The following is a 19795-nucleotide window of genomic DNA, read 5'->3' on the forward strand; positions in this document are numbered from 1 at the left end:
TAGGGCTCGTTGGGACGGGACAGCACGCGACGGACGAGGACGGGCATGACGACGGAACAGGGAATCAGCAGCACGAAGGAAACCGAGCGCAAGTACGAAGGGCCGGTGCCGCTGCCCGAGCTGGCGGGCACCGGGCCGGTGCACACCACACGCGACCCCGGCGGCCTGCTCCTGGACGCCGTGTACTACGACACCGTCGACCGGCGCCTCGCCGCCGGCGGCGTCACACTGCGCCGCCGCACCGGCGGCGCCGACGACGGCTGGCACCTGAAACTGCCGCTGGGCGGCTCCTCGCGCGAGGAGATCAGAGCCCCGCTCACCGACCGGCTGCCCGACTCGCTGCTCGCGCTGGTGCGCTCCCGCGTCCGCCGGGAGCCGATCGGCGCAATCGTCAGCCTGCACACCGACCGCCGCCGGCGGCTCCTCCTCGACGCGGAGGGCACCGCTCTCGGCGAGGTGGCCGTCGACATGGTCACCGCCCGGCGCGACGGGCGCACCGCCGAGTGGACCGAGATCGAGGTCGAACTGGCCGACGGCGCCGACCCGGCCGTCCTGGACGCGGTGGAGGAACGGCTGGCCGCCGCCGGTCTCCGACCCTCGGGCAGCGCCTCCAAGCTGGCCCGCGCCCTCGCCGAGACCGCCGAGGCCACCGCCTGGGCGGCGCCCGACGCCGCGGGCGGCACCGCGGGCGGCGACGTCCTTGCCTACGCCCGCCGCCAGTGGGAGATCCTCGTCGGCCTCGACCCCGCGGTGCGCCGCGAACAGCCCGACGCCGTTCACCGCATGCGGGTCGCCACCCGGCGGCTGCGCAGCTGCCTGCGCAGCCACGGCAAGACCCTGGACCGCGCGGCGACGAAGCCGCTCGGGGAGGAACTGCGCTGGCTCGCGGGCGAACTCGGCGTCGACCGCGACCGCGAGGTGCTCGCGGAGCGCCTCGGGACGCGGCTGGCCGAGTTGCCGCCAGAGCTGGTGCGCGGCCCGGTGCCACTGCGCCTGGCCCGCCGCGACGGCATCGCGCGGCAGGCGTCCAGGGCCCGCGTCACCGCGGCCCTGGACAGCCCGCGGTACCTGTCGCTGCTCGACACCCTCGACCTGCTGCTCGGGACCTCGCCGCCCCTGACCGACGCGGCGGGGCGGCCGGCCGCCAAGGCCATGGCGAAAACGCTGCGCCGCGAGGGCGACCGCCTGGCGCGGCGGCTCGACGCTGCCCTGGCCGCCGAGCCGGGGCCCGGCCGCGATGCCGCCCTGCACCGGGCCCGCAAGGCCGCCAAACGCGCCAGGTACGCGGCGGAGGCGGCGCGGCCCGCGCTGGGCAAGAAGGCCCGCCGGACGGGCAAGCGGTTCAAGCGCGTGCAGCGGGTGCTCGGCGACCACCACGACAGCGTGGTCGCCAGGGCCGCACTGCGCCAGGTCGCGGCGGAGGCCGAGGCGGCGGGCGAGCCCTCGTTCACCTACGGGGCCCTGCACGGCCGGGAGACCGCGCTGGCCGCGGCCGGGGAACGGGCGGCGGACCGCTTGCGGGTACGCTGAATGATCCAGCCCACAACCGTCACCGCCCTGCCAGAAGGACGCGAGCCCATGCCTGTCGAGTCGGTCTTCCCGCGCCTGGAGGCCCTCCTCCCGCACGTTCAGAAGCCGATCCAGTACGTCGGTGGTGAGCTGAACTCCACCGTCAAGGACTGGGACGCCTGCGACGTCCGCTGGTCGCTGATGTACCCCGACGCGTACGAGGTGGGGCTGCCCAACCAGGGCGTCATGATCCTCTACGAGGTGCTGAACGAGCAGGAGGGCGTCCTCGCGGAGCGCACCTACAGCGTGTGGCCCGACCTTGAGGAGCTGATGCGCGAGCACGGCGTCCCGCAGTTCACGGTGGACGGGCACCGGCCGGTCTCCGCGTTCGACCTGCTGGGCGTGTCCTTCTCGACGGAGCTGGGCTACACCAACCTGCTGGCCGCCCTCGACTTGGCCGGGATTCCGCTGTCGGCGCGGGAGCGCACCACCGACCACCCGGTGGTGGTGGCCGGTGGGCACGCCGCGTTCAACCCGGAGCCCATCGCCGAGTTCATCGACTGCGCGGTCGTCGGCGACGGCGAGCAGGCCGTCCTGGACATCACCCGCATCGTGCGCGCCTGGAAGGCCGAAGGCCGCCCGGGCGGGCGCGAGGAGCTGCTACTGCGCCTCGCGCGCGGCGGCGGGGTGTACGTGCCGGGCTTCTACGACGTGGAGTACCTGCCGGACGGCCGGATCTCCCGCGTGGTGCCCAACCGGCCGGGGGTGCCCTGGCGCGTCGCCAAGCACACCGTGATGGACCTCGACGAGTGGCCGTACCCCAAGCAGCCGCTGGTGCCGTTGGCGGAGACCGTGCACGAGCGGATGTCGGTGGAGATCTTCCGCGGCTGCACGCGCGGCTGCCGGTTCTGCCAGGCGGGCATGATCACGCGGCCGGTGCGCGAGCGTTCGATCACCGGCATCGGCGACATGGTGGACAAGGGCCTTGAGGCCACCGGTTTCGAGGAGGTCGGCCTGCTGTCGCTGTCCTCGGCCGACCACAGCGAGATCGCCGACATCGCCAAGGGCCTCGCCGACCGGTACGAAGAGGACAAGATCGGCCTCTCGCTGCCGTCCACCCGCGTCGACGCGTTCAACATCGACCTCGCCAACGAGCTGACCCGCAACGGGCGCCGCTCCGGGCTCACGTTCGCCCCCGAGGGCGGCAGCGAGCGGATTCGCAAGGTGATCAACAAAATGGTCTCCGAGGAGGACCTGATCCGCACTGTCGCCACCGCCTATGGCAACGGTTGGCGGCAGGTGAAGCTGTACTTCATGTGCGGGCTGCCCACCGAGACCGACGAGGACGTGCTCCAGATCGCCGAGATGGCGACCAGGGTCATCGCCAAGGGCCGCGAGGTCTCCGGGTCCAACGACATCCGCTGCACCGTCTCCATCGGCGGCTTCGTGCCCAAGCCGCACACCCCGTTCCAGTGGGCCCCGCAGCTCTCGGCGCCGGAGACCGACGCCCGGCTGGCCAAGCTGCGCGACGCGATCCGCGCCGACAAGCGGTACGGCCGTTCCATCGGCTTCCGCTACCACGACGGCAAGCCCGGCACCGTCGAGGGACTGCTCTCGCGCGGCGACCGGCGCGTCGGCGCGGTGATCCGCGCGGTGTACGAGGCGGGCGGCCGGTTCGACGGCTGGCGGGAGTTCTTCTCCTACGACCAGTGGATGGCCTGCGCCGAGGGGGCCCTGACCCCGCAGGGCGTCGACGTCGCCTGGTACACGACGCGCGAGCGCGGCTACGAGGAGGTCCTGCCGTGGGACCACCTCGACTCCGGCCTGGACAAGGACTGGCTGTGGGAGGACTGGCAGGACGCACTGGACGAGACCGAGGTCGAGGACTGCCGCTGGACCCCCTGCTTCGACTGCGGCGTGTGCCCGCAGATGGACACAGCCACACAAATCGGACCCACAGGCAAGAAGCTGCTGCCGTTGCAGGTGGTGAAGTCGGGCGCTGGCCAGGGGAAATAGGTCGAGGGGCTGTTGAGGGCGAGTGTGAGGGACGTCACGTACCCGTCGGAGGCCGCATCGGCCATTCGGGTGACGGCGGCCCTCCTCTGCTTCCGTCCATTCTTCCGGCCGCCGCGCAGGCTCGCACGTCGGCGCCGTTCACGGCGGTCGTGTCTCCTGGCGAGCCCCGATCTTGGTCTTCAGGGCCTCGATGCGGTTCTTGGTCTCACCCCGGAGGGAAACGGGTGGCTTTCACGCCCTGGCCGGCAGGGGCGTCCGAAGGCCGTTCGGGGTGCTTCTCTCCGGGGAGATGGGCAGGCGTTGCCGCAGGACGTCTTCATGGCCTTCGGTGGTGAGCACCATGGGTTGCTCGGCGATGATGTCGATGCCGACCTTTCGAAGCCGCCCCCACATGACTTCCGCAGACACGGTGGACCGGGACGTCGGCCTCGGGGTATCTCGCCACACAACGCATCACTGCTGTTCAGAGCGCTGCCCGAGAGGTAGATCACCTGAGAGGGGCATGGACGGGGGCGCGTTCTGGTCGGGCACGAACGGAATGGTGACGCGTGGTGGCAGTCGGCTGCCACCCCGCGTCGTCGCGCGGGCAGTGTCTCGGGCTCAGGGCCTGGTGCCTTCCCAGTAGTCCGCCTTGTCCGCGTCCCGGTGCTGTTCGCGGCCGAGGGTGGTCTCGGTGGCCGGTTCGACGGTGATGACCGGGGAGAAGCCGTCCAGCGTCAGCGGCTCGGCCGCGACCAGGGTGGTGTCCATACGTGTGCCTCCAGCACGGTGTGATCCGGATGAAACCGGGGCCCGGTGGCAGTGCTCGCCGCCGGGCCGGGCCGGGTGACGCACCACCAACAGTGCGCGCCGCATCACACAGCGCGGAACGGCCCGGGCGTCCCCACGCGTGCCCACCCCGTACCCACGCGTGCCCACGCTGCTCGGCGCGGGGGTGGGGTTCAGGCTGTGCGGCTGAGGAAGTCGCGCACTACCGCGGTGTCGCGGTGGGCGGCGAGTTGGGTGCGCAGGTCGCCGAGGGTGGAGGTGCTGCGGGCGGAGGTGACGCCGCCGAGGTGGTCGATGGCGTGGTGTGCGGTGGCCACGGCGGCGTCGAGGTCGCCGAGGGCGATGTGGGCCTCGGCGGTGCGGGCCAGGCGGAGGGCAGCGGCGCGGGGGAAGGCGGCGGGGTCGTGGCCCTCGTCGCGCTGGGCTGCGGGGATGGCCTCGAAATGGCCCAGTGCGCGGGCGGGTTCGCCGAGGTTCATGGCGTTGGTCGCGGCCCAGCTTTCCAGTTCGCCGAGGCTGACCCAGTAGACGGCGTCCGGCTCGTCGTCGGGTGCGCGCTCGCGGGTGCGGTCGTAGGCGGTGAACGCCGCCTCCTGGGCGCGGGCGGCGGCGCGGTGGTCGCCGGCTTTGGCGTGGGCGCGGGCGCGGCGGGCGTGCAGGACGGCTTCCAGCCGGGGGGAGTCGAACTTCCCGGTGTGGCGGAGCGCTTCCTCGGCGAGGGCGACGGCGCCGTACGGGTCGCCGTTCGAGTAGCGGGTGATGGCCCAGAACGCCAGGGTGTTGGCGGTGGTCACCGGGTCATCGGCCGAGGTGGCGGCTCGCAGGGAGAGAACGTAGAACTCCTCGGCGAGCGCGTGGTGGCCGGAATCGTGGGCGGTCCAGCCGCAGCTGCGGGCGGCTTCGGCTGCTGCCGCGTAGAGGCGCCGGCCGGTGGCCTCGGTGTACGAGGCGCCTGTGAGGGTGTCGGTGATGAGGCGGAGCTGGGTGCGGGCGGAGGCGTGGACCTGTCCGGAGCCGAGTTGGTCGTCCTGGCGGCGCAGCACTGCCAGGCCCTGTTCGAACAGGTCGGGTGTCGCGGCGCTGATTCTGCGGCCGTGGTGGCGGGCGGCTGCCGGCTGGGCGGCGGCGGCCTGTGCGAGAACGGGTGTGACTCCGGTGACGACAAGGAATGCTCTGCGGTCCATCGGTCCTCCTGCGGCGATGCGGTCGAGCAGTTCGGCGGTGGCCTGGGCGTTCCACTCGGCCTGGAGCAGGTCCCGATCCCGCAGGCAGGCCAGACGCAGCCAGTCGGGCCAGGGGCGGGCGGTGATCTCTTCCTCGGGGATCTGGTGCAGGTGGGCCATGGCCCGCCGGATACCTTCCTCGGGCGTGACGCCGCCCCTGATCCATCGGCTGACCCGCTTGCGTTCCCGCGTGTAGATGCGGCCGTAGCCGAGGCGTTGGTGAATGGGGTCCAACCGCGCGAGGTAGTTGGTCGCCGACCAGCCCTTGTGGTGGAGCAGCCAGGCCAACGGGTGCTCATCTAATTCCACATGGTGATGGTGCCCAGTTTGGGCCGCGGTGGACATCGCCCGGCCGGCCCTCGCCCGGCATGGGTACGCGTGGGTACGGGGTGGGCACGCGTGGGGACGGCCGCGCCGTTCCGCGCTGTGTGATGCGGCGCGCACTGTTGGTGGTGCGTCACCTGGTCCGGTGACAGTCATCGCCGCCGGGCCGGGCATCATCCGGATCACACCGTGCTGGAGGCACACGCATGGACACCACCCTGGTCGCGGCCGAGCCGCTGACGCTGGACGGCTTCTCGCCGGTCGTCACCGCCGAGTCGGCCACCGAGACCACCCTCGGCCGGCAGAACGCCAACGACTCCGACAAGTCGAACTACTTCGAGAGCGCCTGATCTGTCCCGCCCTCGGGGGGTTCTACCCGTGGCGGGTTTCGGGGGCGGGGCGACGCGGGTCGTCTCCGCCCCCTTTCTTCGTCTCACCAGGAGGTTGAGGATGCTCAGCGAGTTGAACGGTGAGTGGGTTGTCGGCGGCTGCGGGTGGCGGGGGCAGCCGCCGCCGGCCGCGATGTCCGTGCCCGGGGTCAGCGCAGTGTGGTGTTCGGCGGCGGTGCCGGTGCGGGCGGTGAGCGTGCTGGGTGCGGGCGAGCTCGTGCTGCTGGGGGCGTGTCCGGCTGGGGAGGAGGAGTTGCGGGCTGCCCTGGTGGCCGCGGGGCGCGGCCGGTGGGCAGCACTCACGGCCTTGCCGGGCTCGTACTGGTGCGTGGCCGAACTGGACTCGGGCGGGCGGCAGTTCGTGTGCGGGGACCTGGCGGGCTTGCGCGGAGTATTCCGCACCAGCACCGAGGGCCCGGACGCGATGGTGTGGGCGAGCCGGGCCGGGATGCTGGCCGGCCGCACCGGTTCAGGGGTCGACTGGCACCAGGTCGCTGCCGAGTTGGTGAGCGGGGCGGGGCACTGGCCGACCGCGACTTCCTACGAGGGCGTCGCCGCTGTCGCCGGGGGATCGGGGCTGGTCTGGCACCCGCGCGACGGTCGCGTGAGCGGCACGGTGAACACGCGGCCCCGCTGCGGCGAACTCCCTCTCGAAGACGGGGCGGAGGCGTTCGGCGAGGCACTGGGCGGGGCCGTCGCGTGGCGGGCGGAAGCGTCCGGCGGAGACCTGGGGGCTGACCTGTCCGGCGGCCTGGACTCCTCCACCGCCGTGCTGCTGGCCGCCGAACGCGCACGCGGCCTGGTGGCGGTCACCTACGGCGGTCCCCTGGCCAGCGCGGAGGACACCGCCACCGCCCGGCGGGTGGCCGACCACGCTGGCGTCCGGCACCACGTGGCCACCGAGCCCACGTGGCACTTCCAGACCCTCCCCGCCACAGCAACGGAGGCGCCGGTGCTCGCCTCGTCCACCGCCGCGCTGGACGCCGCCTACCTCGCCCCGGCCGCCGGGCGCCGGATGCACCTGACCGGGCACGGCGGCGACGTGGTGCTGGATGCTTCCAGCGCGGTGTGGCCCGACCTCATCGCCCGCGGCCAGCGGCGCGCGGCCCACCGTGGCCTCGCCGCCACGGCCCGTCGCCGGAACACCGCGCCGGGCCCGCTGTGGCGCCACGCCCGCGAACAGGCCGCCCTCACCCGCCCGCAGGCGTTGAACGTGGCCGCCGACCAAGTGGCCGCCGGGACGGCGGCGTCGGCGTCGGCGTCGACCGGCTGGTCGTGGGTCCATCTCGGCGCAGCCGCCGCGTGGCTCACCCCGGCCGGACGGGAGGCGGTCGCCGGGCGGCTGCGCCAGGCCGCGGACGTCGCGTCGGCCGCCGGACTGCCGGGCGCGTTCGACGACTGGGCCGCGCTGCACGCCACCGCGGCCGAGTGCCGCGCCCACCACCCCCTTTACACCGCCCTCGGCGCGAACCTCACCCACCCGTTCCTGGACAACACCGTCGTCCGCGCCGCCTTCGACATCCCCGCCCACCGCCGGCACGTTCCCGGCCGTCCGAAGGTACTGCTCGGTGCGGCGCTTCCCGGGCTGCCGCGCTGGCTCACTTCCCGGTCGTCGAAAGGGAGTTTCGCCCCGATGCTGCTGACCGGGCTGCGGCGGGAGCGTGCCCGTCTGCACCAACTGATCGTCTCGCACCCGCTGGTGGGGGCCGGGCTGATCGACCCGCACCGGGCGCGGGCGACGCTGGACGCGGTCGCCGACGGCCGGGAAGGCAGAGGAGCGGGCGGCGGCCTGGCCGCCGTGCACCACCTCCTGGTCATCGGCCAGTGGGCCACCGTCCGTCCGGCGGAGGTGGCCTGATGGCGCCGGCTCATCCGCTGACGAACGCCGCGCGGCTGCTGGATGGCACGATCGCCGCGCTCGACGTGACCCGCGACCGCTGGATCTGGCTCACGCCGGACGCGGCACGGGTCCTGGACACCGTTCTCCTGCACGGCACCACCGCCCCGCTCGCCGAAGCTTTGAGCGCGAACGGCGCGGACGGCGCGGACGAGCGCCGGGTGCACGCCGTTCTGCGACGCGCGGAGAACGCGCTGGCCGCCGACGGGCTGCTGCCGCCCCCGCCCGGCACCGTGCCGCTGCCCGAAGCCGAGCCTGCCACCGGCCCGCCCGCGGGGACCGGCCGGCCGCGGTGGCGGCATCGGCTGCCGGCCGCCGTCGGCCTCGCGCTCGCCGTGGCCGCGGTGAAGCTGCTGCCGCTGCGGTGGCTGCTGACGGTTCTCGCCACGGTCCGGCTGCTGCCGCCCGCGCGGCCCGACCGCGCCGCCGCGCTGCACGACGCCGTCCTGTCCACCCGCCCCGGGTGGTGGCCGGGACGGCTGGCCTGCCTGGAGGTCGCAACCGCGACCGTGACCGCCTGCGCGCTGACCGGCCGCCGCGTTCACCTGGTCCTCGGCGCCCGGCCGCTGCCGAACGAGGCACACGCCTGGACGATGACCCCGGCCGGTGAGGCGTTCGGCGCGCACGACCCGGACCGCCCCTGGACCCCGATCCACACCACCCCTCGGCTCCCCACTCACGCGGTCACTCGGACGGGTGAATTCCGAGTCGCGGAGAGTTGACGTCATGTGGATCTGAGCAGCGGGAACAGCGGCCGGTGCGGGCAAAACGCGTTGCCCGGGCCGGCTGCCTCCGGGGCTGATGGGACGCATGACCACACCAACTCCCCGGTCGGCGCCTCAACTGGCCGCCGGTGCGCATCATCAGCGGGTGGTGGAGATGACGACCCGTGCGGTGGCCGCCCGCCTGCCGACCACCCTGCGCCGAGCCGCTGCCGTCGCGTGGAAGGCGGACCGCCGCGCTGTCATCGTCATCGCCACCGGCCAACTCGTCGCCGCCGTGGCGGCGGCCATCGGTCTGCTGGCCGTCTCCGGCGCGCTGGAGCAGCTGCTCGACCAGGGCCCGGCCGGGGAGCGGGCCCGCGCCGCGGCGCCGACGCTGGCCGTCATCGCCGTCGCTCTCACGGTGCGGTACGCGGCGAATGCCGCCGCGCGGCTGGCTGCCGCCCGTATCGCACCCAAGTGCGTGCGCGAGGCGGACCTTGCCGTCCTGGCCGCGGCGACCGGTCTGGAGCTGGCCGCCTACGAGGAACCGGGCGTTGAGGACGCGCTGCAAGCGGCCGGCGACGGCGCGCAGGCCATGACCGAACTGGTCGAAGACGCTCAGGCAGCTCTGGCCGCGCTCGCGCAGATCGCCGCGGCGGCCACCGTGCTCACCGCCCTGCACCCGGTGCTCATCCCGCTGCTGGTGGCCGCCGCCGTGCCGCGCGCCGTGGCGGCCGTGCGTGCGGCCCGCATCGAACACGCCGCCACCCACCGCACCGTCTCCGACCGGCGCCTGCGCGGCACGCTGCGTGGCTACATCACCGACCGCAACACCGGCGCCGAGGTCCGCACCGCGACCATGGCCGGCTTCCTCACCGGCCGCTACCGCGAGATCTCCCTGCGCCTGGAAGCCGAGGCCCTGACCGCCGTCCGCCACGGCGAACGCGTCCGCGTCGCCGGCGACCTCGCCGCGGCCGGCGCCCAGCTCGCCGGCTGGGCCGCGCTCGCGGCCCTGGCCGCCACCGGACGCCTCGACCTGGCGGCGGCCGGCTCCGCCGTGGTCGCCCTCCGCCTGGCCAACACCACCCTCACCGCCGCGATGCACACCGCCGCCCGGCTGTTCCGCACCAGCCTCTACCTGGACGACTGGTACCACTTCACCGCCCTCGCCCACCGGCACGCCGCCCGCCGCGGCACCACACCGATCCCGGGCGGCGGCCCGCAGCGCATCACGCTGGACCACGTCAGCTACACCTATCCAGGCACCGACCGGCCCGCCCTGGACGACATCTGCCTGACCATCGAGCGCGGCGAGGTCATCGCGCTGGTCGGCGAGAACGGCTCGGGCAAGACCACCCTGACCCAACTCCTCACCGGGCTCTACCTCCCGGATACCGGCGCCGTTCGCTGGAACGACGTCGATCTGGCCGACGCCGACCCCGCCAGCGTGTGGGCGTGTGTCGCCCTGGTCCCGCAGGAGTACACCCGCTGGCCGCTGACCGCCCGGGAGAACATCCACCTCGGCACCCCCCGCACGGACGGCGACGCGGCCATCCACGCCGCCGCCGCGGCGGCCCGCGCCGACGCCGTGCTCGCCGCCCTCCCCGACGGGCTCGACACCTCACTGGCCCGCTCCTGGTGGGGCGGACACGATCTCTCCGGCGGCCAGTGGCAACGCATCGCCCTGGCCCGCGCCTTCCACCGTGATGCCACTCTGCTCGTCATGGACGAGCCCACCGCCGCCCTCGACGCCCGCGCCGAGGCCGCCCTGTTCGCCTCCATGCGGCAGCTCGCGGCCGGGCGGACCACCGTGCTGGTGACGCACCGCCTGGCCAGCACCCGCCACGCCGACCGCGTCATCGTCCTGCACCACGGACGCATCCTGGAACAGGGCACATTCGCCGAACTGGCCGCCCGCCCCGGCTCGGCCTTCGCCGAACTCCTCGCCCTCCAGGAAGGCCAACGGCCTGCCACCCCGGTTCTGGCCGGTCCGTAGCAGCCAGGACGAGGTCCCAGCTGGCCCGCTCCGCCGCTCCCGCCGGAGCGGGCCACCACACTGCGCGGCCCGCCCGAAGCCCGCGGCAGCCGGATCGTCGTCGCTCAGCCGGGGTCGAAGCCCACGTCCAGCTTCGGGTCCTGGTCAGCAGCAGCGCATCAGCCGAGTGCGGGCGGCCCACCGCCCGCACGCTCGCCATCCGTCATGGTTGGGAACTGATTACCAACGGCCGTGTGTTTGCTTTTGGCCGTGGCCCTCGGCCGCCGTGGCTGGTTCGACCACGAACGCGGGCGTTGAGCACGTCAGGGGGTTCGGCCTCGGCCTGCGTGCTCGATGCTGATGACCAGCGGCTTACTGCTTGCGATCTTGTAGAGCACTCGGTAGAAGCCGATGCGCATGCGGAACTGGTCACCTCCGTAGGGGTGCGCGCCTGCGGGGCGCGGGTTCCTGAGGAGGAGGTTGATGCTGTCCAGTACCTGGTCGACGCCTTCCGGGTCGGCTTTGCGTAACCGAGTCAGCGAGCGTTCCGCCTCCGGGGTGTACTGCACACGCTCCCGGCTCATTCGCCACGCCTCAGTCTGGCCACCAACTCCTCGTGCGGGATCGGCTCCTTCCCGTCCCGCCGGTCGATCTCATTGCGCGCGACAGCGAGATCGTCCTCCAGATCCTCCAGCTTCGAGGGACTGATGACGACGGCGACGATGGTGCCTTCTTCGTCGGTCAGCGCGATCTCCTCACGGGAGTCGGCCACCCGTCGGGCGAGAACGGCCAACTGCTCCCCGGCCGCGGAAACCGGGATGGCGTCCCAGGGGCCGAGTCTTGTCAGGCCGCGCAACGGAGCGTACTCACTCATGTGCGACAGGGTACCGAGACCGCCGGGTCACATACCCGGCCTGCTCGGACGGCCGGCGCGAGGTCGGCTGCTTGCCCCCGTCGGGGGCGACGCTCAACGATTCTTTCGCGTTCTTTCGAAACTGTCGGTGTGGGCGCGCGACCGTCGGAGAATTGGTGCGTCAACTTCTACGGGCACCGTGAACGAATGGGAGGGCAGGCGTTGTGCCTCGTGGGAATATGCGCATGTATTCGTTCGTGTATGGGGATTCTGGTGCGCCCTGATCGTTCATTCTTCTGCCTGGTTGATTCTCTTATGCATTTCTGTGGCAGGAGGAAGTGCCTGTCGAGGGAAAGTCTCCAACTCGTGGAGCATGCCGCGGAATCCGTGGGCGGCCTACGTGGCGCGTTGTTGGCCGTCTGCGGGTGCGTGCGGATGCGTGAGGAATTGGCTGGCTACGGGGGAGGGGCGGCCGGGGCGGGGCGAAGTGGGAGAGGACGCGAGGTGCGTGCGGGGCTGGGCGCCGTCCCGGCGTGGTCGGGGGCGCAGGCCGGTGTCTACGGTGATGACGGGCCGTTGGGCGTTGGGGCCAAGGATGCAGCTGCTGCCGCTCCCCTAATTGATGCCGTGGGCACGGCCGGGCGCCACTGTTATTGCTATTCCCGGTGACGCCCGCAAGGCTTCCGCAATCACTCGCTTTCGGATGCCATATGCAGCGGGAAGAAGCCGAAAATTGACATGTGGCGAATGGGTGAATCCATTTCCATGCGGGCAGGGGGAATGGGTAGAATTACTTGTGTCGGCACCGGTTGGCCCCGGGGGCGGCAAAGGCGAATCATGCACTATTCAAAGGAAAGGCGTGCAGTCTCATGAATTTCTTGCGTACCTCGGAGGGCGTCATCCCGCCTTTCGCTCTGGGCGTCGATGTCGACCGGTCGTCGGTGTCCCGTGCCGAGGCGGTCGAGCGGGGGGAGCTGGTTCCGGTAGGCCGGGCGTTGGCGCGTGATGCGGGTTTCATCGTGCCGGTCGCGTTGACCGCTGCGGCGCATGCCGACTGTGTGGCCTGGAGCAATTAGGACAGTGACCGCAAGGGCGTGTGCCAGGACGAAACGGGGCGGCTGTGGGATGTGCTGTGCATGGCCCGGTTCGCTCTGCGGCGTGCTGAGCACGGGGCGCAGGAGTGCGTCGTCAAGGTCGCCCGTGTCCCCCGCTGCGGACTGGTCCAGACGCCTCGTCCGGCCGTGCTGATCGCCCGGGTCGGTCCCGGGGACGGCGGCGAAGTCGTGCTCACGTTGCGGCTGCGCGGCGAGTAGCCACCCGCTTTGCGGGCGGGGCGGCAGTTGGCCCTGCCGCCCCGCCCGCGGTGAACCACCCACCCTCATTCCGCCGAGGAAGGAACTCTCTGTGATGAGCACCGCTACGGAAGCGCGCGCTGCGCGCACTTGCGCGAACCCGGAAACCGTTCGTCATGACATCGGGCGCCTGGAGTACCTGGACCCGCACGCGCTGACGATCGACCCGTTCAACCACCGCAAGAAGCGGGAGACGGGGGACGCCACCGAGCCGGACCCCGAGTTGATCGCCAGCGTGCGTGCCAAGGGCGTGCAGGTCCCGCTGCTCGTCCGCCCCCAGCCCGCGGGCGGGGCGCTGGGGGTGGTCTGGGGTCAGCGGCGCCTGCGTGCCGCGCTGGCCGTCGCCGCCGAGGCCAAGCGCAGGAAGCAGCCGTACGCGCTCGTTCCGTGCCTGGTCCGCGAGGACCTGGCCGGAGCGGATGACGAAGCGTTGGTGGCCAGCATGCTGGAGAACACTCAGCGCACGGCCGCCAGCCGCCGGGACGACGTCGAGGCGCTGGCGCAGCTCGCGCTCATGGAGCTCAGCGACGCCCAGCGCACCGCCCATGCCCGCACCCTGGGGTACCGGCCAGCGGAGATCCGGGCCGCGAACAAGGCCGCCACGCTTGGAGACGAAAGCCTGGAGGAAGCCGCCGCCTACGACTTCGATCTGATCGACCTGGCCGACTACGCCGACGTCGTCGACGTACCGGGCGCGCTCTACCAGCTCTCCCAAGCCAGGCAGGCGGACCGGGCCGCGGGCAACGCCGGGCGCGGTCACTGGGCACACGCCCTGCAACGCCTCCGGCAGGAACGGGACGAGCAGGCCAAGCAGACGTCCGTGAAGGCCGAGCTGACGGCCGCGCATGTCCCGGTCATCGCCTACCCGTTCGACTGGCGAGGCGACGCGCGCCCGTTGACGGATCTACGCACGCCGCTGGGCAACCCGCTCACCACGGAGCGGCACGCGGCCGACTGCCCCGGCCACGCCGCCACGCTGCACCCGGAAACGTACGAGCCGGTGTTCCTGTGCACCGCGTGGAAGCGGCACGGCCACCAGCTCGACCAGAACGCCGAGACGGCCGGGAACGAGCCCCCGGCCGACCGGGCCGAGCAGGCAGCCGCACGCAAACACGTCATCGCCCACAACCGCGCCTGGCGCGCCGCCCGCGAAGTGCGCCACCGGTTCATCACCGAACTGTGCGCGCGCAAGACGGCCTCGGATGCCGCCTGGACGTTCCTGCTGTCCCTGATCACCAGCGGCGGCGACGCCTACGCCCGGTACGCGCGCAGGCCGCGGCCGACGCTGGTCGCCGCCTTCCTGAACGTCCCCGAACCGACCGACACCGGCAGCCCGTTCGCCCCGGTGATCGCACGCACCGGCAGGGCCCGGCGCTGGCGCCTGCTCCTCGCCCACGCGGCAGCCGCCATGGAGACCGAGATCATGCACGACCAGGCCTGGCGGAGCCCGAACGATGACGTGCGCGGATGGCTGCGTTTCCTCATCGCCGAGGGCTACACACCCAGCGAGATCGAACGCGGGCACTGCCCCGCGGAAGGCGGAGAACTCATCGCTTCGGAGTCGGCGAAGAGCGATTGAGCCGAGCTGGGGGCCGGCGGCCGTCCGCCGCGCGGGCGGACCTCGAACGAGGCTGGCCCGGCCGCCGGTCCTGGCGAACCACGCACACTCCCGCACAGGGAGGCACGCAGAACAACCAGCGTACCGCCCCATGAAACGGGGCCCCGGCCGACGCGGCCCGGAAGGCGTCAGCTCACCGGCGTCGGCTCGTCCGCCCGGGGCGCCACCACGGTGGCGCGTTCCGTCTGCCGGTGCAGCCGCTGGAACGCCCGGATCTCCCGCACGTCGAACGGCGTCAGGTCTGCCAGCGCCTCGTTCGACGGGAAGACCTCTCCTGCGCGCGCCACGGCGGCGGCGACCGCGGCCCGCGCGTCCTCCAGCCGCGCCACCGCGGTGTCGATCTCGCTGAGCGCCGCCTTCTGTGCCTGCTGGCGCCGCCGTACTTCCTTGCGTTCGTGTTCCTGCCGTTCCCGCAGGCGGCGCCGCCGTTCCTGTGTGGCGATGTCGTGTCGTGAAGCCATGCGCTCACCGTGAGCCGCGCGCCGGGCGGGCACAACGCGCCTCGCCGGACGGGCCGCGCGGAAGTCCGACAAGATCACCGAATCGATCGAAGAACGACCACACCCATCACCAGAAGAGGCACGAGCACGACCAGTCCATGTCAGTGACCAGCGACGACGATCAGGGACTCACCGTTTTTCACGTTCACCCATAAGCACACCGTTTGCACTCCGGAGATGACCCTCTGATTTCGTATGCTCGCTCGCAGTGATCACCTTGCATCCCATCAGCGCCGGTTCCGGCATCGACTACCTACTGCGCACGGTCGTCGCCGGTGACGTGACGCTGGGCCGACGCGAGGCCGCCGCCTACTGGGCCTCGGGCGGTGACACGCCGGGCCAGTGGCTCGGTCGCCAGGCGACGGCACTCGGGCTGAACGGGCAGGTGGCCCAGGCAGATGCCGATGCGCTGTTCAAGGACGGCACCGACCCGGTCTCCGGGCATGCGCTCGGGCGTCCCTGGCCGCGGTATCCGACCGCCGGGGAGCACTACGCCACGCTGCTGGCCGCCGAGCCGAACGCATCCCCGGCCCGCCGTGAGCAGCTGCGCGAGCAGGCGGAGAAGATCGGCAACCGGACGGCCCGTTCGGGGTGGGAGATGGTGTGCTCGCCGGTCAAGAGTTTCGCGGTGCTGTGGGGGACGGCCGACGACGCGACCCGGGCGCGGCTGGAGGAGGTGGAGCGGGCGGCGTTCCGGAAGGTGTTCGACCGTCTGGAGCGCGAGGTGTGCTGGACGCGGACCGGCCCTGGCGGGGTGGTGCAGCAGCGCGGGCAGGGTCTGATTGCGGCCGGTTTCGAGCACCGTTCCAGCCGGGCCGGGGACCCGGACTGGCACCGGCATCTCGCCATTTCGGCGAAGGTGCGGACGGCGGACGGGCGGTGGCTGGCGCTGGACGCGCGGCACCTGCACCGGCTGGTCGTCTCCCTGTCCGCGCAGTACACGGCCGAGGTCGAACGCGGCATGTACGAGACCTTCGGCGTGCTGGCCGCGCCGCGCACCGACACGATCCGGCCGGACAAGCGGCCGGTGCGCGAATTCCTCGGCGTTCCGGACGCCGTGGTCCGCGCGTTCTCCGCCCGGCGGGTCCAGACGGAGACACACCTGGCGGCGTTCCTCACGGAGTTCCGGGAGGTCCACAGGCGTGAACCGTCGCGGGCGGAGGAGTACGAACTGGCGCAGCGAGCGGCGCTGACCGCCCGCCCCGGCAAGCACGCCCACACCGTTGACGGCGAACGCCGGCAGTGGCGGGCCAGGGCGAAGAAGCTCGGCATCCGACGCCCGGCGCGCTGGCTGGAACGCGCCCGTCGCACCTCGCGCGCCGCGGCCCGCGACCACCGGCCGGGCCCGCTCGCGGAGGTCGTCGACCGCGTCGTCGCGACCCTGGAAGGCGAACGCGCATCCTGGACCCGAGCGAACGCGGAGGCGGAGACCTACCGCCAGCTGGTGGCCGCCGGCCTGCACCTCCAGCCGGGCTGGGACGGGCTTGTCGACCGGGTCGTGGAACAGGTCCTGCACCCGGACCGGTGCGAGCTGATCTCGCCACCGGAACCCGTTCCTGTGCCGGACCGTTACCGGCGCGCGGACGGCACCCCGGTGTTCGTCCAGTACGGCGCCGCCCGCTACACCAGCCACACCCTCAAGACGATGGAAGCCGACCTCGTCCAGGCCGCGCGGCGCCCCGCTCAGGTCGCCCGGTTCTCCCGGGATCAGGTCGACGCGGCGCTGGAGGCGGGCGAGGCGCGGCGCGGGTTCGTGCCGTCCGCCGAGCAGCGCCGGATCGTGCACGGCGTGTTCACCGGCGACCGCCGCGTGCAGGCGATTACCGGCCGGGCCGGGACCGGCAAGACGACCATCATGGCCCTCGTACGAGAGGTCGCCGACGCGCACGGCCTGCCCGTTCTCGGGCTGGCCCAAGGCCAGGTGCAGGCGGACAACCTGGCCGAACAAGCGGGCATCCGGGCCGAGAATCTGGCGCGCTGGCGGTTCATGTCGGAAACGTACGCGCCCGGCACCCCGGAATGGACACTGCCGCCCGGCGTGCTCGTCATCGTCGACGAGGCCGGGCAGGCCGACACCGGCACGCTGCACGCGATTCTGCGGCAGGTCGAGGCGGCCGGTGGACGCATGCTGCCCATCGGCGACCCGCGCCAGCTCGGCTCGCCCGGCGCGGGCGGCGCCCTCGATCTCATCGCCGCCGAGGCCGGCTGCCTGCGGCTGACCGAAGTACGCCGGTTCCGCAACGCGGACGGAACGCCGCGCCGCTGGGAGATCGACGCCGCCGATGCCCTCTCCCGCGGCGACGGCGAAACGTCCTGGCGCGCCTACCACGACCGGGGCCGCCTCCACGAAGGGACCGAGGAAGCGCTGCTGCACCAGGCGTTCACCGCCTGGCGGCAGGACAGTGCCGAAGGGCTCACCAGCATCCTCATCGCCCCCACCAACGCCCTCGCCGCCCGCCTCTCCCACACCGCCCGAGCCGCCCGCGTCGCCGAGGGAACGGTCGACGACCAGGCCACCGCCGAACTGTCCGACGGTAACCGCGCCGGAGCCGGCGACCAGCTCGTCACCCGCACCAACGACCGCCGCCTCACCTGCCACAACCGCCCCCGCCAATACGTGCGCAACGGCGACATCTGGACCGTCACCGCCGTCACCGAGGACGGGGGCCTCGACGTTCGGCACGCCCGCACCGGCGGCAGGCTCACTCTGCCCCGCGGCTACTGCACCACCAGCGCCGAACTCGGCTACGCCCTCACCCACACCCGCGCCCAGGGCATCACCGTCCACACCGGACACGCGCTCATCGTGCCGGGCATGGACCGCAACGGCGCCTACCCCGCCCTCACCCGCGGCTCCCTGGAAAACCACGCCTACCTCGTCACCCGTAACCCCACCGACCCCGAGACCGGTCAGCCCGGCACCGACCTCACCGGGCGGCAGTTGTGGGCGTCCGTCGTCGCCCGCGACGGCACCGCACGCTCGGCCACCGCACGCCGGCAAGCCGCCTTCGAAGAAGCCGAAGCCCTCCGCACGCACGAGCCGCGGCTGCGGCAGGTCCTCCGCGACATCGCCGAAACCGACACCATCCACGCGCTGGACCGCCTGCTCGGCCCGGCCGCCGCCCACCAGCTCTCCACCGCACCGGCCTGGCCCGCCCTGCGCGACCAGCTCCAACGCCTCGCCGACGTCGGCATCGACACCGACCGCCTGCTGCGCCGCACCTACCACCAGCGCGACTTCCACACCCCCCAGGGCGAACCCGTCTCCGACCCGGCCGCCATCCTCCACGCACGCAACCGCCGCGCCCTCGACCCGGACCAGGGCGGCGACCCGATCCCGTTCCGCCTGCCCACCGACACCGGGCGCCCGGCCACCGCGGCCACCTACGAGACCGACCCGACAGCAGACACGAACGACCTGCTGACCGCTCTGGGTCTGCGCCTGCCCACCGCCGACCCCCACGACGACCGCCGCACCTACGCCCACGCCCTCGCCCGCCAACTCGCCGAACGCGCCACCGCCCTCGCCGAACGGGCCCGGCACGACGCCCGAACCGGACACGGCTGGGCCGCCGCCCACGGCCCCGAACCGGCCAACCTCGCCGACGCCGTCGCCTGGCGCGACCGCATCGCCGCCGCAGCCGCCTACCGCGACCTCACCGACTACCACGGCACCGACCACCCCACCGGCCCAGCACCGCCGCCCGAACACAGCCACCACCGCGCCCTGTGGCGAGCCGCCCAGCACAGCTTGAACGCGGCCCGCGCCGTCGCCACCTACCGGCACCTGTGGGAGTACGGCGCCGAGAACGACGCGATCGGCCCGCGGCCGGCCGAGCCGGTACAGGCTGCCGACCACGACCGCGCGGCTCGGGCGATCGCACGCTGGCGAGGCGCCGTTCCGAAGGGCCCGGAGCCTTCGCCGCAGCCGCGCCTGCCGGAGAATCGTTGGCGCACCGCCGAACGATCCGCCGCCCGCGCCGTGCGCCAGGCCCAGGACGCGGCGAACCGTGCCGCCGTCGCGGCGGCCGGGGCACATGCCTCCGACCTCGCGCAGCTCGCGGCCGAAGCGCGCGAACGCGCCGTCGAAGCCGCGGCAGAGGCCGCCAGCGCTCGCGCCGAATACCTCGCCCACGCGCAGCGGCCCGTGGAGGCCGACCTGCGTGACGCCTATGCGCCGCCCGCATCACCGCGGCGCCCGCCGCACCCCAACCGCCGGCAAGCCCCCCGCATCTGACTGACGAAGGATGGATTCATGGCCACCCCGCCCGCCTCACTCGATGACCTGCGCCCTGCCCTAGAGAGCACCTCGGCCACCGAAGTCCTGCACGCCAGCTGGGAGGCGTTCGACCTCTCGCTGCGCGTCGCCGACGCCGTGACCTGGCTCGACGGTGTCGACGAGCTGCGCGCCCTGGCCGCGGCCCGTTCCTGTGCCGCGGGCAGGGCGCTGCTGCCCCTGCCGCAGAGCGGCCGGCCACTGCCCCTTCCGGAGCATCCCGCAGCCCACACCGACTCGTGCGCGGGTGTGCTCCGCGACGTTCACCGTGCCCTGACCGACCTCGCCCGAGCACACCCCACCCCTGATGCCGACGACGAAGTGTTGCTCGATGCCGCGGCCCTGGCCGCGGATGCCGCGACGGCCCTCGACGGGCTGGGGGTGGTGTGAC

Annotated in this window: 16 protein-coding genes; 11 read left to right on the forward strand and 5 right to left on the reverse strand. The window is 72.9% G+C overall.

Going from position 1 to position 19795, the window contains the following annotated elements; translation table 11 throughout:
- The first annotated feature begins 45 nt into the window (after window positions 1–45).
- On the forward strand, window positions 46–1530 hold the full coding sequence (locus RM779_RS29980; RefSeq protein ID WP_311620931.1) for a CYTH and CHAD domain-containing protein: 1485 nt from the start codon (window positions 46–48) through the stop codon (window positions 1528–1530).
- Window positions 1531–1578: 48 nt separating this feature from the next.
- Complete coding sequence (locus RM779_RS29985; RefSeq protein ID WP_311620933.1) at window positions 1579–3525, forward strand: TIGR03960 family B12-binding radical SAM protein; 1947 nt, start codon at window positions 1579–1581, stop codon at window positions 3523–3525.
- 600 nt (window positions 3526–4125) lie between these two features.
- On the opposite strand, the gene RM779_RS29990 is transcribed toward RM779_RS29985, so the two are convergent.
- Together RM779_RS29990 and RM779_RS29995 are read right to left on the reverse strand one after the other, a co-directional pair.
- Window positions 4126–4275 carry a hypothetical protein gene (locus RM779_RS29990; protein WP_311620934.1) on the reverse strand — a complete coding sequence of 50 codons (150 nt, stop codon included), beginning with the start codon at window positions 4273–4275 and terminating at the stop codon, window positions 4126–4128.
- 191 nt (window positions 4276–4466) lie between these two features.
- Entirely contained in the window at window positions 4467–5825 is a 1359-nt protein-coding gene (locus RM779_RS29995; protein WP_311620935.1) for a transcriptional regulator, read from the reverse strand.
- A gap of 221 nt (window positions 5826–6046) precedes the next feature.
- Between RM779_RS29995 and RM779_RS30000 the strand changes: the two genes are divergently transcribed.
- The 4 genes from RM779_RS30000 to RM779_RS30015 all read left to right on the forward strand — a co-directional run bounded on the left by RM779_RS30000 (window position 6047) and on the right by RM779_RS30015 (window position 10826).
- A complete protein-coding gene (locus RM779_RS30000) occupies window positions 6047–6190 on the forward strand; it encodes a hypothetical protein (RefSeq protein ID WP_311620936.1) in 144 nt (47 codons plus the stop codon).
- A 100-nt stretch (window positions 6191–6290) separates the two neighbouring features.
- The gene (locus RM779_RS30005; protein ID WP_311620937.1) at window positions 6291–8087 is read left to right on the forward strand and encodes an asparagine synthase-related protein; all 1797 of its coding nucleotides are present in this window, start codon (window positions 6291–6293) and stop codon (window positions 8085–8087) included.
- Window positions 8087–8848 (forward strand): lasso peptide biosynthesis B2 protein, encoded by a 762-nt coding sequence (locus RM779_RS30010; RefSeq protein WP_311620938.1) that lies wholly within the window; start codon window positions 8087–8089, stop codon window positions 8846–8848. Before RM779_RS30005 ends, RM779_RS30010 begins: the two co-directional genes overlap by 1 nt.
- Window positions 8849–9005: 157 nt before the next feature.
- Window positions 9006–10826: an ATP-binding cassette domain-containing protein gene (locus RM779_RS30015; RefSeq protein WP_311620988.1), complete on the forward strand. Its 1821-nt coding sequence runs from the start codon at window positions 9006–9008 to the stop codon at window positions 10824–10826.
- Window positions 10827–11128: 302 nt separating this feature from the next.
- Here RM779_RS30015 and RM779_RS30020 read toward each other — a convergent pair whose 3' ends face one another.
- Both RM779_RS30020 and RM779_RS30025 read right to left on the reverse strand, forming a co-directional pair.
- On the reverse strand, window positions 11129–11374 hold the full coding sequence (locus RM779_RS30020) for a type II toxin-antitoxin system RelE family toxin (protein ID WP_311620939.1): 246 nt from the start codon (window positions 11372–11374) through the stop codon (window positions 11129–11131).
- 11 nt (window positions 11375–11385) lie between these two features.
- Window positions 11386–11679, reverse strand: coding sequence for a type II toxin-antitoxin system prevent-host-death family antitoxin (locus tag RM779_RS30025; RefSeq protein WP_311620940.1), 294 nt, complete (start codon window positions 11677–11679; stop codon window positions 11386–11388).
- 848 nt (window positions 11680–12527) lie between these two features.
- Between RM779_RS30025 and RM779_RS30030 the strand changes: the two genes are divergently transcribed.
- The 3 genes from RM779_RS30030 (at window position 12528) to RM779_RS30040 (ending at window position 14589) form a co-directional block, all read left to right on the forward strand.
- The gene (locus RM779_RS30030) at window positions 12528–12734 is read left to right on the forward strand and encodes a hypothetical protein (RefSeq protein WP_311620941.1); all 207 of its coding nucleotides are present in this window, start codon (window positions 12528–12530) and stop codon (window positions 12732–12734) included.
- Window positions 12735–12794: 60 nt separating this feature from the next.
- The gene (locus tag RM779_RS30035; protein WP_311620942.1) at window positions 12795–12971 is read left to right on the forward strand and encodes a hypothetical protein; all 177 of its coding nucleotides are present in this window, start codon (window positions 12795–12797) and stop codon (window positions 12969–12971) included.
- A gap of 94 nt (window positions 12972–13065) precedes the next feature.
- On the forward strand, window positions 13066–14589 hold the full coding sequence (locus tag RM779_RS30040) for a ParB/RepB/Spo0J family partition protein (RefSeq protein ID WP_311620943.1): 1524 nt from the start codon (window positions 13066–13068) through the stop codon (window positions 14587–14589).
- Between the two features lie 167 nt (window positions 14590–14756).
- Here RM779_RS30040 and RM779_RS30045 read toward each other — a convergent pair whose 3' ends face one another.
- On the reverse strand, window positions 14757–15089 hold the full coding sequence (locus RM779_RS30045; RefSeq protein WP_311620944.1) for a hypothetical protein: 333 nt from the start codon (window positions 15087–15089) through the stop codon (window positions 14757–14759).
- A gap of 247 nt (window positions 15090–15336) precedes the next feature.
- Between RM779_RS30045 and mobF the strand changes: the two genes are divergently transcribed.
- Both mobF and RM779_RS30055 read left to right on the forward strand, forming a co-directional pair.
- Window positions 15337–19365, forward strand: coding sequence for a MobF family relaxase (gene mobF / locus RM779_RS30050; protein ID WP_311620945.1), 4029 nt, complete (start codon window positions 15337–15339; stop codon window positions 19363–19365).
- 18 nt (window positions 19366–19383) lie between these two features.
- Window positions 19384–19794 (forward strand): hypothetical protein, encoded by a 411-nt coding sequence (locus RM779_RS30055; RefSeq protein WP_311620946.1) that lies wholly within the window; start codon window positions 19384–19386, stop codon window positions 19792–19794.
- Window position 19795 lies beyond the last annotated feature (1 nt).

The organism is Streptomyces johnsoniae, assembly GCF_031845565.1.
Classification (GTDB): domain Bacteria; phylum Actinomycetota; class Actinomycetes; order Streptomycetales; family Streptomycetaceae; genus Streptomyces; species Streptomyces johnsoniae.